General features: G+C 44.3%; 20 protein-coding genes and 2 pseudogenes. 11 read left to right on the top strand and 11 right to left on the bottom strand.

All coding sequences use genetic code 11. The features are described 5' to 3' along the window. Window position 1: 1 nt before the first annotated feature. Window positions 2–616: a DUF4236 domain-containing protein gene (locus DRW41_RS23470; RefSeq protein WP_245959470.1), complete on the top strand. Its 615-nt coding sequence runs from the start codon at window positions 2–4 to the stop codon at window positions 614–616. Next, window positions 564–1097: a hypothetical protein gene (locus DRW41_RS23465; protein WP_245959469.1), complete on the top strand. Its 534-nt coding sequence runs from the start codon at window positions 564–566 to the stop codon at window positions 1095–1097. Before DRW41_RS23470 ends, DRW41_RS23465 begins: the two co-directional genes overlap by 53 nt. A gap of 42 nt (window positions 1098–1139) precedes the next feature. Here the strand turns inward: DRW41_RS23465 and DRW41_RS16450 are convergent, their stop codons facing one another. From DRW41_RS16450 to DRW41_RS16435, 5 genes are all read right to left on the bottom strand, one after another. Continuing rightward, window positions 1140–1979, bottom strand: coding sequence for an STAS domain-containing protein (locus tag DRW41_RS16450; RefSeq protein WP_115453111.1), 840 nt, complete (start codon window positions 1977–1979; stop codon window positions 1140–1142). Window positions 1980–2356: 377 nt separating this feature from the next. Further along, window positions 2357–2689 carry a replicative helicase loader/inhibitor gene (locus DRW41_RS16445; RefSeq protein WP_115453110.1) on the bottom strand — a complete coding sequence of 111 codons (333 nt, stop codon included), beginning with the start codon at window positions 2687–2689 and terminating at the stop codon, window positions 2357–2359. Between the two features lie 75 nt (window positions 2690–2764). Then, window positions 2765–2911 carry a hypothetical protein gene (locus DRW41_RS23080; RefSeq protein ID WP_181884604.1) on the bottom strand — a complete coding sequence of 49 codons (147 nt, stop codon included), beginning with the start codon at window positions 2909–2911 and terminating at the stop codon, window positions 2765–2767. Window positions 2912–3175: 264 nt separating this feature from the next. Beyond that, window positions 3176–3562, bottom strand: coding sequence for a DUF2500 domain-containing protein (locus tag DRW41_RS16440; RefSeq protein WP_115453109.1), 387 nt, complete (start codon window positions 3560–3562; stop codon window positions 3176–3178). A gap of 1 nt (window position 3563) precedes the next feature. Continuing rightward, the gene (locus DRW41_RS16435) at window positions 3564–4178 is read right to left on the bottom strand and encodes a hypothetical protein (protein ID WP_115453108.1); all 615 of its coding nucleotides are present in this window, start codon (window positions 4176–4178) and stop codon (window positions 3564–3566) included. A 205-nt stretch (window positions 4179–4383) separates the two neighbouring features. On the opposite strand from DRW41_RS16435, the gene DRW41_RS16430 reads away from it, so the two are divergent. After that, window positions 4384–5211, top strand: coding sequence for an undecaprenyl-diphosphate phosphatase (locus DRW41_RS16430; RefSeq protein WP_115453107.1), 828 nt, complete (start codon window positions 4384–4386; stop codon window positions 5209–5211). An 88-nt stretch (window positions 5212–5299) separates the two neighbouring features. Here DRW41_RS16430 and DRW41_RS16425 read toward each other — a convergent pair whose 3' ends face one another. The 3 genes from DRW41_RS16425 to DRW41_RS23075 are packed head-to-tail and all read right to left on the bottom strand — an operon-like array spanning window position 5300 to window position 7384. Then, window positions 5300–6595, bottom strand: a complete 1296-nt coding sequence (locus DRW41_RS16425) for a serine hydrolase domain-containing protein (protein ID WP_439330879.1) — start codon at window positions 6593–6595, stop codon at window positions 5300–5302. 54 nt (window positions 6596–6649) lie between these two features. Next, window positions 6650–7234, bottom strand: coding sequence for a hypothetical protein (locus tag DRW41_RS16420; RefSeq protein ID WP_115453105.1), 585 nt, complete (start codon window positions 7232–7234; stop codon window positions 6650–6652). A gap of 3 nt (window positions 7235–7237) precedes the next feature. Next, entirely contained in the window at window positions 7238–7384 is a 147-nt protein-coding gene (locus DRW41_RS23075; protein WP_181884603.1) for a hypothetical protein, read from the bottom strand. A gap of 357 nt (window positions 7385–7741) precedes the next feature. On the opposite strand from DRW41_RS23075, the gene DRW41_RS23670 reads away from it, so the two are divergent. The 3 genes and pseudogenes from DRW41_RS23670 (at window position 7742) to DRW41_RS16415 (ending at window position 8340) form a co-directional block, all read left to right on the top strand. After that, complete coding sequence (locus DRW41_RS23670) at window positions 7742–7864, top strand: hypothetical protein (RefSeq protein ID WP_281272326.1); 123 nt, start codon at window positions 7742–7744, stop codon at window positions 7862–7864. Continuing rightward, a pseudogene (locus DRW41_RS23765) lies at window positions 7864–7932 on the top strand (hypothetical protein); the annotation flags it as partial. The gene DRW41_RS23670 and the pseudogene DRW41_RS23765, both read left to right, overlap by 1 nt. A 48-nt stretch (window positions 7933–7980) precedes the next feature. Continuing rightward, window positions 7981–8340, top strand: a complete 360-nt coding sequence (locus tag DRW41_RS16415) for a topoisomerase DNA-binding C4 zinc finger domain-containing protein (RefSeq protein WP_142752247.1) — start codon at window positions 7981–7983, stop codon at window positions 8338–8340. A gap of 56 nt (window positions 8341–8396) precedes the next feature. On the opposite strand, the gene DRW41_RS16410 is transcribed toward DRW41_RS16415, so the two are convergent. Continuing rightward, a complete protein-coding gene (locus tag DRW41_RS16410; RefSeq protein ID WP_115453103.1) occupies window positions 8397–8687 on the bottom strand; it encodes a hypothetical protein in 291 nt (96 codons plus the stop codon). Between the two features lie 144 nt (window positions 8688–8831). On the opposite strand from DRW41_RS16410, the gene DRW41_RS16405 reads away from it, so the two are divergent. Further along, entirely contained in the window at window positions 8832–9659 is an 828-nt protein-coding gene (locus DRW41_RS16405) for a deoxyribonuclease IV (protein ID WP_115453102.1), read from the top strand. Window positions 9660–9689: 30 nt separating this feature from the next. Beyond that, window positions 9690–9911, top strand: a complete 222-nt coding sequence (locus tag DRW41_RS16400) for a hypothetical protein (RefSeq protein ID WP_115453101.1) — start codon at window positions 9690–9692, stop codon at window positions 9909–9911. A 213-nt stretch (window positions 9912–10124) separates the two neighbouring features. Here DRW41_RS16400 and DRW41_RS23760 read toward each other — a convergent pair. Next, window positions 10125–10406 (bottom strand): annotated as a pseudogene (locus DRW41_RS23760) (cupin domain-containing protein); the annotation flags it as partial. Between the two features lie 500 nt (window positions 10407–10906). On the opposite strand from DRW41_RS23760, the gene pheA reads away from it, so the two are divergent. The 3 genes from pheA (at window position 10907) to DRW41_RS16375 (ending at window position 13285) form a co-directional block, all read left to right on the top strand. Further along, window positions 10907–11737, top strand: a complete 831-nt coding sequence (gene pheA / locus DRW41_RS16385; RefSeq protein WP_115453099.1) for a prephenate dehydratase — start codon at window positions 10907–10909, stop codon at window positions 11735–11737. A gap of 297 nt (window positions 11738–12034) precedes the next feature. Continuing rightward, a complete protein-coding gene (locus DRW41_RS16380; protein WP_115453098.1) occupies window positions 12035–12721 on the top strand; it encodes a Na-translocating system protein MpsC family protein in 687 nt (228 codons plus the stop codon). A gap of 261 nt (window positions 12722–12982) precedes the next feature. Then, window positions 12983–13285, top strand: coding sequence for a hypothetical protein (locus tag DRW41_RS16375; RefSeq protein ID WP_115453097.1), 303 nt, complete (start codon window positions 12983–12985; stop codon window positions 13283–13285). A 43-nt stretch (window positions 13286–13328) separates the two neighbouring features. Here the strand turns inward: DRW41_RS16375 and DRW41_RS16370 are convergent, their stop codons facing one another. Next, window positions 13329–14258: a hypothetical protein gene (locus DRW41_RS16370; protein WP_115453096.1), complete on the bottom strand. Its 930-nt coding sequence runs from the start codon at window positions 14256–14258 to the stop codon at window positions 13329–13331. Between the last annotated feature and the right edge of the window lie 37 nt (window positions 14259–14295).

Here is a 14295-nt window from a genome sequence, read left to right as displayed (position 1 = left end):
TATGGGATTGCGGTTTCGAAAAAGTTTTAAAATTGCTCCTGGTGTGCGAATGACGGTTGGAAAGACAGGCGTTGGTGTGAGCGTTGGCGGGAGAGGGCTTCGCTATTCAGTACATTCGAGCGGCAGAAGGACTTCAACGGTCGGAATTCCAGGAAGCGGCCTGTCCTATTCCTCTACAAGCAGCGGCAGGACTTATCAATCCGCATCATATAGAAGGAGAACGGAATTGGCGAGGCAAGAGCGAGAAAGCAGGAAGCTACAGGAGCAGGAGTATGCCCGCCTACAGGTTGAATTGTTTGAAAACAAACTGGCGATGCTTACATCGATTCACCATGAATGCGATGTGGCTATCGATTGGCTAGAGGTTGCTAGCAGAAAGCTAGACTTTGCTATAAATTCACCAGGGCCTAATGAAATAGCAGCACAGGCAAGGCTTGCATCGTATCAGCCGGGTTTTTTCGAAAGGCTTTTCAGGAGGGACGAAAAAAAGCGGCGAGAGCTTGAGGCGAATGTTGAATTAGCGAAAAAAAGAGGACCTGGAAGCCTACAAGGACTGGAAACACATGACTGCTATCGCAAACCGCATCAATCAAGGGGACATCGATGCTTACTTTGAAGTCATCGAGGAATTTGGCCCGCTTGAGGATCTTGTCGAATTCGGCAGCGGGTTTGAATTTGCAGCGGATAATCCCGATGAAATTCACGTTTCCGTTGATGTGAATGCGCAAACTGTCATACCCGGAAAGGAACTATCGTTGACAAAAACGGGCAAACTTTCAGAAAAAGCGATGACAAAGACGAAATATTACGATCTTGCACAGGATTATGTTTGCAGCTGTGCCCTACGGATTGCACGGGATATGTTCGCCCTCCTTCCGGTTAAATTTGTCTTTGTCCATGCATACGAGGAACAGCTTGATCGAGCGACCGGGCATGTGGAAAAAATCCTTGTCCTTTCAGTAAAATACGATCGCGACACATTAAACGGCCTCCATTTTACAAAGCTGGATCCGTCTGAAGCGCTTGAGAATTTCCCACATGAGATGTCGTTCAAGAAAACAAAGGGCTTTGCCGAGGTGGAGCCTATCCTTCCCTAAAAAAAATGGTCCCCACCCTTTTGCCGGATGGGGGCCATTTGTTTATATCTCCTTAACCGCATCGAGCGCTTGGGAAAGCGATGGCAGTATTGATACATCCTCGAATTTAAGGCCAATCAGGACGGCAGTTTGTGCGATTTCAGGCCGGATTCCTGATAAGGTTGTGCGGACGCCGATTAATTTCAGTGCTTTAATAAGGTTAAACAGCTCATTGGCGACCATAGTATCCATGATCGCAACCCCGGAAAGGTCGATGCACAAGCTAGAAACGCTTTGTTCCACGCATTGGACAAGTGTGTTTTCAAGAATGATTTTCGCCCTCGCCGTATCGATATCCCCTATTAGCGGCAAAAGCGCTGAATTGCCCTGGAGTTTAATGACAGGTGAACTCAATTCATTGATGAGATCCTTTTGGGAAATCAGGCGGATCATCGTGTTTTTGTGGTAGCTTTCCACAAATATTGCAATTGAGAGATTGAATGCATTTATGGTTGTTTCATACCAGGAAAGCGCCTGCTTAAGGGAGACCCTTTCCTCATTTAGCTCGATAAACTTGTTTATGTATTTTAACGCAACCTTCTGGCTGTTCATATACTCGCGGATTATAAAATGGAGTGGAGTGTCCAAATGCTTGAGGTCATCTGCCAAATCCTGCGACCATTTTCTGAATTCGCCGTGCAAGTGGGTTTCGTCTTCCGTAAACAGCTTATAAAAGTGAAGGAAATATTCCTGATTCTGCTTTTTCAGTTCGGCAATGATTTCTGGATTTTCAGTTGAGTAAACGGACGAAGGGTCTTTGTCAACGACCATGGCATACCAGTCTTCTGATAACTGCCATGATTGGCTCATAAAAAAATCATATAATTCCTTGTTTAGTGTCATGCAGTTTCCCCCATTTTTACCATTGTCCATTCCATTGTACCGGAATTTGGGGAAATGCGACAATTTTCCGTCTCTCTACTTCATAAAATGAAAGTTCCCTAAGAACAAAATGCGCAAGCGCCTTGGTCAGCCCCGACCAGCATAAGACAGGGCCCGTAGGACGGGCCTGCCCTCCGGAGGGAACTGGCTTATGACCTCGAGGGGCTAGGCGCTGGAGCTGGATTACAATAACTTGTTTCGAGTTATTCACAAGGTTCCATTTTATAATTTCCCAGACAACAAAAACAGCCCGCGCGAGGGCAGGCCTTAAGTGTTCACATGCTGATTAAATAGGCTGTTCACATGCTTGAGAACCGGATGGCGGCTCGTCAAAGTTTTTAAAGGCCGGCAAAATATTCATTCTGCCAGGGCATTTGTGGCGGCTCTTTTGGCAGGAGCCGGTCATGTTTCGTTCTTATCCATCCCTCTTCCTCCAAAAGAAGGCCTTCCCTTTCAATTGTTGAATCATCCTCATCATAAGCAGCTATTTCAGCCATAAGGGGCGGATAAGGGCTTTTCCTTATATGGGCGGAAAGCTTCTTCATGACCAGCGGATAATCCATTTCCCGGCAAACTGCAAACCAGTTCTCGACCGTTTCATCTCTTACCGTAAACTCAGGATAAACAGATTCGATCAGCACCAGAATTTTCATCAATTCATGCTTCTCCATCCACTCTACCTCCCGCTATAATCTCCCAAATCCTAGTGGCCTGCCTGCCCAGTACACTTATAGAGAAACCTCCGCTTATTCGCCTTGATCCAGAGAATAAGGATTCTTGCCAATGTTCAGCCTCGCCTCATCCGTAAGTGTGAAAGGCTGTGAAAGTGGCTGGTTCTCGCCGTTTCCTTCAGGATGCATGCTGCCATCAAAATGAATTGGTTTCATTTCCATTTGTTGTCCCTCCTTGTCAGCTTACTTTTCCACGAGGTGAATGTTTTATTCATTCAAGGAGCCAGTATATTTTATAAAATTCTTACTTTTCAGTATAATTTATCAGCTTGAAAAATTCCAGTACAACAAAAAGGATGATACAAAACCATCGTGATGAAGCGCCAAATGGCAATTTAGTGCTCAATTTCCATTCAAAACGGTCTTGATAACTCATCACATTTCAAGAGTCATTCAAATTCAAAAGCCAGCCCAATTGGACCGGCTTTAAATGGTTGGCGAGGCTATGGCTTTTGTGCGGCTAAACCCGAGATACCGTGTGCCCTGGAAAGCCAGTTCTCCTGTATCGCCTTCCGCGAGCAGGCCATATTCCTGCCCGTTCAGCGCAAGTTCCATTCTGTCTCCGCTCTCCACCTCAAAGGTGGCATAATACCATGTTGACGAAGAGGAGTCGCCTGAGCCGCCGCTTACTTCCGCCCTTTTTGAGACGACCACCGCCTTAACAGTCAGCCGTGGCTGCTTGTTATTGCTCGACCATTCGCCAATTCCTTTAACGATTGTAAAAAGAAAGACCCCAATGACAATGGCAAAAATGACTATGAAAAAAACCGGAAAAACTGAAAAGAAAAACGGTTCATCTCCGAATCCCCCCATTTTACCCTTCCTGTTCACTATCTTTTCTATTTACCAATTCATTTCTGTAATGTATGGCTGATAATAACTTTATGCCTCTTAAAATCGAAATTTGCGTGTCCACCAAGGACAATGCTTCTGAAAACTTACCCCTCTTGGCGAGTTCCTCGATTTCTAGCCATGTCCGGTAATCCCTGTCTGTTACTTTTTCGCGATGGGCGGCGTAGCCCGATTCATCCCCTTCTTCAAGGGAGATTACTGCCAGGTAATAATGTTTAAACACGCCGTCCTTTATGTTGGTAAGAATTTTCCTGGCTTCCCCATATCGCTTTTGCTTCAGGTCCAGCATGACAAGAGCCATATCCTTTAGTTTTCCAGGACGCATCTTGCCGGCAATCTGGTTTGCAGACTCGATATCCTCTTTTAAATAGAAGTACAGAAAACGATAAAACAGATTGCGCGACTTTTTTAAATAAGCGTACATCCTCTCGGGATCTTTGCTCCATAAAATAGGCATGATATAAGGTACGCTCAATATGATGTAAAGCGCCACCGCCAAAAAGGTGAAAAACGATGGGACATCCAGCATTCCCATTAAGAACGCAATCATGAATAAACCCAAGTACCAAAAAACCATCAGTTTACCTCCCGGAATTTCCGAACCTTCCCTAGTAGCTACTTTACCATAACTCTTTTTTAATTGGGAAATATTATGTTGTTTACTATAGTTATGTTATGTAAACTTTCGTTTTGCTCCTTTCCTTTTCCTTGTCTGATTCCGAAAATTCCTATATCATTTACTCTTAGGCAAAAGAAAAAATCGCTAGAATTGGAGTTTGAACATGAATATTTGGGAAATTATTGTAGCACTTATACTGGGAATTGTAGAAGGATTAACTGAATTCGCGCCAGTCTCCTCCACAGGCCATATGATTATCGTCGATGACTTGTGGCTTCATTCAAAGGACCTTTTTTCGCCGCCGGTCGCCAACACGTTTAAGGTTGTCATACAGCTTGGCTCCATACTGGCCGTCGTCATCGTCTTTAAAGAGCGGATTTTAAGCTTGCTCGGCCTTTCAATAAAAACATCAACAGAGACAGGCGGAGAAAAATTAAGCCTTATGAAAATCTTTGTAGGACTCGTACCGGCTGGAATCATAGGCGTCTTGTTCGAAGATTATATCGATGAGCATTTATTCTCAGTCAAAACAGTCGTGGTCGGGCTTGTCCTTGGAGCAATTCTGATGATTTTAGCCGATTTTGTCCGCCCGAAAGAGCCGAAAGCGGAAACGGTCGATCAGGTTGGCTACAAGCAGGCGTTCGGAATCGGGTTATTCCAGTGCCTCGGACTGTGGCCAGGTTTTTCTCGCTCAGGCTCGACCATAGCGGGCGGCGTCATTCTCGGGATGAGCCACCGGGCGGCGTCCGACTTTACGTTCATCATGGCTGTCCCAATTATGGCGGGAGCGAGCGGAATTTCTCTTTTAAAAAACTGGCAGTACTTCAGCCTTGACGCCCTGCCCTTTTTTATCGCAGGATTCCTCGCAGCCTTTGTTGTGGCGCTTATATCCATCCGCTTCTTCCTGAAGCTGATTAACAGGATTAAACTTGTACCATTTGCGATTTACAGGATTTTGCTTGCGGGCTTGATCTATTTCATCTATTTTTAACCAAAAGATGGCTCCCGCCTACACTGGGAGCCATCTTTTTCGTGCTCATAAAAGTGCGAGGGCTCAGGACTATGCTGGAACCCCTTTTTTAGATCTCACGAAATGCGTTGTGCCGTTTTCCATGGTAATCGATATATTGAACGGAACTCTTGTCTTGTTTCACAAAAATGATTTGCTCGTTGACCATTTCCGTCGCAAAAACAGTTGCCTCTCTATCGTTATGAATCGGAATTAGCTTGAATTTATATGGCACTCCATACATTTTCGGGACTGTAAGGTAAAGCGCCTCTTTTTCTAAATACACGGTAAGTGGCATTCCGGGACGATTTTCCAAAGAGAATGTTCCTACATAATCAATCGCGTCCTCAATCTTGACCGGAGCCAGTGGGGCTGGACAAGCAGCATCTCCCCCGAAAAGAATGTTCGCAGCTTGCCTTGTTAAATGTGTGACAGGCGTGATGTTCATGTTGCTAAGGAAAATGATTGCCATATCCTCATCCGGAAACGTGAGAAAATCGCTAAAATAACCGCTAACGTCGCCAAAATGGTTCAGGCACCTCTTACCGGAAATTTCGGATACCATCCACCCGCATGCATAACCCTCAAGATTCGGCTTGAACATGATTTCTTTCAGTCTTCCATCGAGGAAATCATCGGACAGGAGCGCGCACTGCCATGTGAAAAGGTCGCCAACGGTTGAATACATTCCGTAAGCTCCAAGCGGAAACGACATATCGGCATAAGCCGCAAGCAACGGTTCCTCCCAGAATGTATAGCCCGAGGCAAGGAACGGAATCAATTTTGTGCCATCGTCACAGCCTGTATTTTCCATGGCGAGCGGGCCGCAAATATGTTCCTGCAGGTAATCCCTATATGTTAAACCTGAGGCTTCTTCGATAATCGCTGTTAAAATTGAATAGTTTGAATTTGAGTATTCGAATTCTACGCCTGGCGGGAATCCCGGCTCACGCTTTTTTATAGATTCAAGCAATTGGCCCAGGGTTGAAGGCAGCCTCATTGTTTTTGCCCAGAAATCCGGGGCCGCGGCGAAATCTGGAATTCCGGACGTATGGGTCAGGCAATGATAAATGGTAATAAAGTCCCCATTCGGTACGCCTTCAACATATTTGCCGATTGGGTCATGCAAATCTACGGCTTGCTTTTTATACAATTGGAAAATGGCCGCGGCCGTGAAACTTTTGGTAAGTGAGCCAATCCGGAACTTTGTTGCTTTTGTATTCGGTACGCGGTGCTCCCAGTTGGCCATGCCAAAACCGTCATTCACGATTAGCTCGCCCCCTACCGATATGAGCATCGCGCCATTCAAATAGCCATTCTCGGCATAAGCTTTGAGCCATTTTGTTAATTTTTCTGTTGGTGACAAATGCATATCCCCCTGATGATAAAATTAAAGTTTCATGCCTCGATTCTCCATTGCTTAATGCTCTATAAAAAATTGATCAAGATCTTTCTCATCCGTATTCTCCTGCACTTGTTGTTTTGAGGTGCGCCAGCTGAAGGAAGGAATTTCTTTTTTCATTTTAAAAACATCAGGATCCTGGTTTCCTTCTTCGTAGTAGAGCCATTCAATTGAGAAATCTTTAAGTCCCCGCTGCAAAGTGTAATCAAGTAAATTGGAAACCTTGCCTCTTTCTTTTTCTTTCTCAAAGGATTTCTCAATTTCCGCAATGAAGATGTACTCGCTCATTAAATGTTTGTGTTTTTGATAGATTTCACTATATGTATCTTCCAAATCAAATTGTTTGGCAATCTCTTCAGGAATACTGATGTTAACCGCATAGGAAACGTGTCCGAACTTGCCCATGAATGGCTTCCAGGTTTGGATTGCTTCCCTTCTCCATTTTGTTTCCTTTAACGATTCATCAATAATTTTACCGTTTTCAGCGACGTGGACCTGGAACGTTAAATTTTTGTCTACTGTTGGATAAACCATGGACGTGTATGTACCTACTTTATCGCCAAGCGCATTGCTATAGTCTATTTCACTTACTTTGAATTTCATCCCTTAGGTTGCGGAAAGCTGCTCAAGCATGTTTTCCTTCGCTGCTGCCTGCTCCTTTTTGGGCTGGAAATAAAAATAATTTGCGAAGAGGACCGCTCCCAATAAAAGCATGATGATTATAACTGCCGTATTAGCGGATTTTCCTTTCATAGAACACTTCCTTAAAAGATTTTAAAATTAAATAATAGTAGAAAAGCAGCTTATCTCTTTCCTCGCCTAAGCTTTTGCGGGTTGGAACCATTTTTTCATTCCATCACAAGACTATAAATTCGTGCATCGATTCCTTCGCTTTTTTACCCTGGACCAGATTCTGCAATTGAATTTTAGGCATTTTTTCCCACTCCCCTTTTATAAGATAAATGATTTCACCTTTCCCGACAAATATGAAATGCGTAAAACCGTAGGAAAATGCCTTTACGGAGACTTCTCCTTGTGAAATTTATCCTTAAACTGCTGGGTAATTATGGTATGATGGTCCTATATGCTTTTTTAGTGGGAGTGGTTAGTATGGGTTCTTTTATTGCGGAACTAATGGATACTTTGAAGGATCTTATAATGAATCCGGCTTCCTTCAAGGGAAGGATGGGCGAAAAGCAGGTTGGCAGGCTTTTGCAGACGCCTGGACGTTAATTAAATATAAGCACCGTTCTTATTTTCCAAACCCGATATGGCAAAATTACGGGCACATTAAATCAATCCAGGACTATCTAGATGACACGGCTGACGGCATCCCTTTTTATTCCGTGGTGGTCTTTTGCCACAACGCCACCCTTAAAGTAAAACAGCCGATTCGGGATGCCGATGTCGTCCACATCGGGAATCTCCTTCCCCTGGTTGCATCGAAACAGGCAGATGAACGGCTTACTAAATTCCGGATGGAAAAAATAAGGCTCCTCCTTTCAAAATTATACATACAGGACAGGCATGCAAGGAAAATTCAAAGCCAAAATCATATCAGGAATATAAAAAGCAGCATGGAAGAAAGAAAGCTCCACATCGCCAATAATATTTGCCCGCGCTGCGGCGGCCATCTCATCACCCGGATTGGAAAAGGCGGATCGTTCAAAGGATGTTCAAATTATCCTAAATGCCGGTTTATCGCATGAATTTGAAGGTTTTTGAAAAACAAAAAAAGCAACCAGCGCGGTTGCTTTTTTTGCATCTAGTATGGGTCGTTATTTGGGTCAATATACGACTCGATCGCCTGGTCCAACGCATTAAATGCTTCACCGAATGCCGCCGAAGATGAAATGGTGCCTGCCTGCTCAAGTTCAACCGCAGCATTTCTCGCTTGAGTAAGCGCGGTGATGGCATCCTCGATCATCGTTCCTTTGTCGCCATGTTCTTCAAGCGCAGACCTCAGCTTGGAAATGCTCTCGTCCAGATTATGCATCTCCGGATGGTCGAAGGCTTTTTCCAATTCCTTTTTAACTTGCTGCAAAATTTCCTTCATGTCCAATCCCCTTTTTCCGCAAGATATCAATCCCACGGTATTTTGCCCCTTATATCTAGATCATTATTCAGGATAGTTACGTTAACGAATAGAAAACTCCTTACTGCAAACGCTAAGTAAAATTGGGATTGGGAGGGTTCCGGGATGAAATTCGGCTGCCACGTGAGCATCAGGGGCGGGTATTTAGCTGCCGCGAAACATGCCATACAAATCGGGGCCGAGGCGTATCAATACTTCCCGAAAAATCCTCGCAATCTTTCCGTCAAGGAGTACAACCAAGCCGATGCGGCCGCCTGCAAGCAGTTCTGTGAGGAAAAAAGGCTGTTTACGATTGCCCATACTCCCTATCCGACAAGCATCACCCCCTCTCCCAATAAAAAAGAGCTTAACATCGCCTCAATCCTTAATGATCTCGCCATCGCGGATGCATGTGGATCGGCGGGAATCGTCGTCCACTTCGGGAGCAGGATTGAGGGGGAAAATCCCTTGGCGAGCTACCACCTTATGCTCGAAATGCTCAATTCCGTTTTGTCAAAATGGGAAGGAAAATGCCTTCTTCTCCTTGAAAATAATGCGGGCAAGCAGGCAGCGCTCGGAACAAACTTGGAGGAACTTGCCCAGGTGAGAAATCTCTGCGAGTACCCTGAAAAAATTGGTTTTTGCCTCGATACATGCCATGCATTCGCAAGCGGAATGTGGAATGGCGTTGATACGGCGCAATTCCGTGAAAAAGCAGACGCGCTGGGCTACACCGCTCACCTGAAGGCAATTCATTTGAATAATTCCATGCATCCATTTGGTTCCCGGAAGGACCGCCACGCCAATATTTACAAAGGCGGGTTTATTTCCGCAGGGCAAATGGAAGGATTCATCACCGCCTTTTCGGATGTGCCTTTCATATTGGAGACTCCATCGGACCTTGGGATTTCGCATGAGGAGGAAATTGCGGCCCTTAAGGAATTAGAAACTTAATAACGATTATTAGGAAGGAAGCTGACAAAGTTGAAAAACGTTCGCTATATCATCCAGGACGAATATGAAGCGAATAAAATTGCCGAAGCACTTAAAACCCAACTGGACATAAACCGTTTCATCGATGTGGAAGTAACAGCCGTTGACCTGTGGAACGAACTCATTGTCCAGATACCCGAAAATAACGCTGCTCTTGAAGAAACACTAGGAAGCTTCATGGCCGGCTATCAGGATGGCGTTATTTTAGAGTAGAAAAATAACCGCATTTCTTGATGGGATCTATTTTGAAGTGAAAATTAACGGTACTTTTCGCACATACATTGGCGCTCGTATTAGCATGCAAACCGTTGAAAAGATTGGAAACAGGCTTTTCAACGGTTTTTCTTTTAATTAAAAAAACTCCCAAGTCATTTTGGGAGTTTGCTGTAAATATGTCCATCTAAACCCAATTAACTAAATCATTCATTATTTCATTTCAATCCCATATTTCGCAGCAATTGAAATCAAGGCATGAATGGCTTCAGGGCTAGGTGGGCCATCTGGGGCTAGAGGTAATTGTTCAGGTACAGGTTCACTAAGTTCATTTACAAACTGCTCAAATCCAGAGGGATAAACAGTAAGTAAAACCTTAGATGTTTCCGTGTTGGCTTTAAAGGTATGTTTAATTCCTTTAGGAGCATATACATACGTTCCTGGAACAGCGTGAATAACAGTTTTATCTATGCAAAAAGTTATTTCACCTTCAAGAACGTAAAAAAAGTTTCATCTTCCCTCAGATGAGTGTGTGGTGGCGGTTCAAATCCTCTTCTTTCCTCAGTTAAAATTGTGGCATACTTGCCTTTTGTATCCCCACCGCTAACTAAAACGGAAACCTTGTTTCCTAAAAACAATCGTGTGTTGTCCTCTGTTACCTGGTTTTTCCAAGTTAACGGCCCCCTCGCATTTAACCTCGGAATAATCATATGCTTACGGGTACACTCGTATTCTTCTTGTACGTTTTAACTAATAAGTCGCTATGGTTCATGAAATTTGCCTATAAATACCGAATTAACATCTTCTGAATTTTAGAATGGGAATTCGCATTTCAATCAACATGGCAATTTAGTGTTTTATACGAAAAGCGAACCCGTTTTTGAATTGTAAAAAGGTTATTAAATTGCCGGTAAATTTTCAAAAATCCGAAAAAGGCTAGACCTTCCGCTGCCATTGTGTATACTTAATAACATGGCAAAAAGGAGTGTTTACAGATGAAAGTAGCGTATTTAGGACCTAATGGAAGTTTTTCGGAAGAAGCCGCACTAAAAACATTTGTTGATTCAACTATTGATTGGCAGCTGTGCGGCTCAATCCTTGAAGTTCTCGAAGCTGTAGGTGACAGGAAAGTGGATAAAGGAATTGTCCCAATCGAAAACTCAATTGAAGGAACTATCAATATTACCGCTGACGGCCTGCTGGCCAATAACCTTTTTATTGAATCGGAGGTCATCTTCCCTGTCTCCCTTCGGCTGCTTGTCAACGAAGGGGTGCAATTGGAGGATGTCCAGGAAGTATGGTCGATCACCCCCGCCCTTGCCCAATGCAAGGAATTCATCCGCGAAAACCAGGTTAAAACAAAAGAATTCGACAGTACTTCTTCGGCGGCAAAAGCGCTTAAAGAACAGGGCCGAATCGATGCAGGGGCTATTGCCTCAAGCGCAGCTGCAAGGCTGTTTGGCCTGCAAATCGCCAGCACCAAGGTCCAGGATAATGGAGAAAACCATACTCGTTTCCTTGTTGTCGGAAAACGGAGCGCGGATGTCCTCCCTTTCCATAAAAGGAACAAAATCATGCTATTGATCGCCCCGGCGCTAGATCAATCAGGCGTCCTGTCATCCATTTTGAACGTCTTTTCGGCCCTGTCCATCAACCTGACCTGGATTGAATCACGACCGACGAAGAAAAGGCTTGGCACATACCATTTCTTCATCGAAGCCGAAACAGGCAAGGACGAAGCGAAAACAGGAAAGGCACTGAAAATCCTGCGGGCGTTTGGCCATGAAGTCCAGGTGCTCGGAAGCTATGATACGAACCGTCTTTAAAGTGATTTTCGCACCTTTTTAAGCATTCTTTTTTGTGCCCGGAGCACCGGGTGCCCACTCCTGTTCGGTCGTTAAAGCTTCTTTAAATTATGGTGGGGTATGTTTGATATTCGCAATTGAAACTTCATTGCAGGATGGGACCGGCTTCCCGGTGCCAATTACATTACTCTCATGTCAAAAGTCCGCTTCCGGCGGGCTTTTTTTCATTCTCTAGCAGTGGAGCTGACTAACAAAACGTTTAAATAGGACGAAAGGTGGAAAGATAAGTAGGGTAAATACTGTTTGGAGTGGATATTTATGGAAGTCATTGGCCTTGAAAAAGAAGTTGGCGGTTACATTGGAAAGCTTCTTCGGGATAATTTCGGGCGGGGCCCTGGAGCGGTTCATTGCACGTACGCTGAGCCATTCATCACTGTCCATATCACGAATTTCCTTTCTCCGATGGAAAAATCGCTTATGTACAGCAAGCAAAACGTGTATGTTGAAAAAACACGCGACCTTCTTATGGAAACATTGATTGAGGAAATTAAAAGCTATTTCACATTAAATATTGGGCGTACGGTTGAAGAATTTTACTATGACTGGAACCTGGACTCCCAAACAGGCGCCTTCATTGTCGTGCTCTCCCCCGCAGGTTTCACCGGGCTTCGTGAACCATACAGAAACAAGGAAAAGGTCCACAGGGAAATCGTCGATATAAGCATCGATGCACAGAAGCCACCTGAGGAAACCTATTCCGAGCTCCTGAGCCCGAGGGTGCTTCTGATTGCGAGGACAGGCATCCTTGTCCAAATCGAGAAAGAGTTAATCCTGCTCGGCTTTGAAGAAACGTTAAAGCTTGCGAAACGAAGCCTTGAAAAGAAATTGCTTGGTGAGCACCAGCCGGCTTTTGAAAACTACCTTTACACCCAGATTGAAGATGTATTCGTCGACTGGAATTTCCAAAAGGATTTGAGCTATATCCTGATAATTTTAAAAGGCTAGGTATGATTAAAACCCGGAATTGTATTGATTGCCCTTATTGGCAATGTTACAATAGTGGAAGGGTAAGACAAAAATCTTACCTAGCCAATTGTACAAATAAGTTAAACAGTTAAATAGAATTCATTCTGATAGCAATGGATGGACACGAGCCAAACATAAGTCAGAAAAGGGGAAGCGCCGCCGCTTCTCCTTTTCTGGCTTTTTCTTTTTGCATTTACTGTTTTTCATCATGCAACGGAAAGGGATGAGACTAACACCATAATGATAAAAAATTACGGGGAAAATGAGATTATAGAAAAAATAGACAGAGTAATTAAAGAAAAACAGGAAAGTAAGCTGGCGCCAGGCAAATCGCCAACAATAAAGAAAAATGAACTGGAAGCGTATTTGGAAGGCCTGGCAAAAGCCTCGTCGATTCAATTCACTAAAAAGAGTTCCGCCCTGAAAACTATGTATCTAGCAGAATACAACAATCGGCAAGTGCAGCTGGAGCTGTTTTACCGGTATTCGAACTTTTATACGAGGCATCAGGCCATCATTCTTTCGGACGAAATCAAGGACTAACCAACAGAGTCAAAACAAATAAATCCGATTTATCCGCGCATCATTAGAGTCCTCCGCCCCCGCCTTGCTGAAGGCATTTTTCAGGCACGATATGGATTCCTTCCCACCCCCCGCCCGGTTTCTTCCTGTACTGGGCGGCGAGGATATCGGTATGGTTTGTGAGCTGAAAAAAGATGAACCGATATTCGTTTCCATCTGTTCCAGAAAATTCGATCGTTTTACGATGCCCCTCCTGCTCGACGGGTTTGATTTTCTTAACAAGCTTGCACCATTCACCGAATTTAATTTCAACGACTGCCAGCGCGTCGTGATCCCATCCATGAAAGGCCGCGCAAAGGAAATCCTCACCGAAGAGCCGAATCGAACTAATTTTATAGACCCCTTTTTCTTTTCCCACATCGACATACCCATAATAATAGGCAAAGTATGTGACGTCCTTATCCGACCCTTCGATCGTTTCCAATTCGATAAAAAAATAATCCTTGCCTGGTTTGTCGGCTGGAACTTGCTCCAAAAGGATCAAATGTGTCCGCCCCACCCCTTCGAATGATTTCAGGTAGTTAGGATAGCTAAGTTTTTTACGGTATTGTTCAGTTAGCATATTATATGCAAAGGGAAATGGGATCCTCGCCATTCCAACCGTCCCGCATCCCCCCATTTTTCCCATCTTCAAGTTTTCGGCGTCACGTAAAATGCTGAAATAATTCAGAACGGTATCACGCGGGGAGCTTACTAGTGAACGCGGTATTACGATTTCTTTATGGCTTTTTCCGTAAAAAGGGGTAAAAAAGCTGGATTCAGCAAAACGGTTGTTCAAAACAGCCGAACAGGATGGCCTAAAATACACTTCAATTGGGAGTTGCCGCTTGGTGGGGTTTACATGGGCCGAAGACCGGTGGGCAATCGCTTGCTTTTTGAATTCCGCCCCCATACGGTTGTGGGCGCCGAAGGCATTTTTCCGAAAAAAGAACATCCTTGGTCCTCCTTAAGATGTTGTTTGCCTTAGGCTA

The organism is Neobacillus piezotolerans (assembly GCF_003362805.1).
Taxonomy (GTDB): Bacteria; Bacillota; Bacilli; order Bacillales; family Cytobacillaceae; genus Bacillus_D; species Bacillus_D piezotolerans.
Note: the sequence above shows the minus strand (reverse complement) of the source record. Positions and strands in the feature narration are given on the sequence as shown.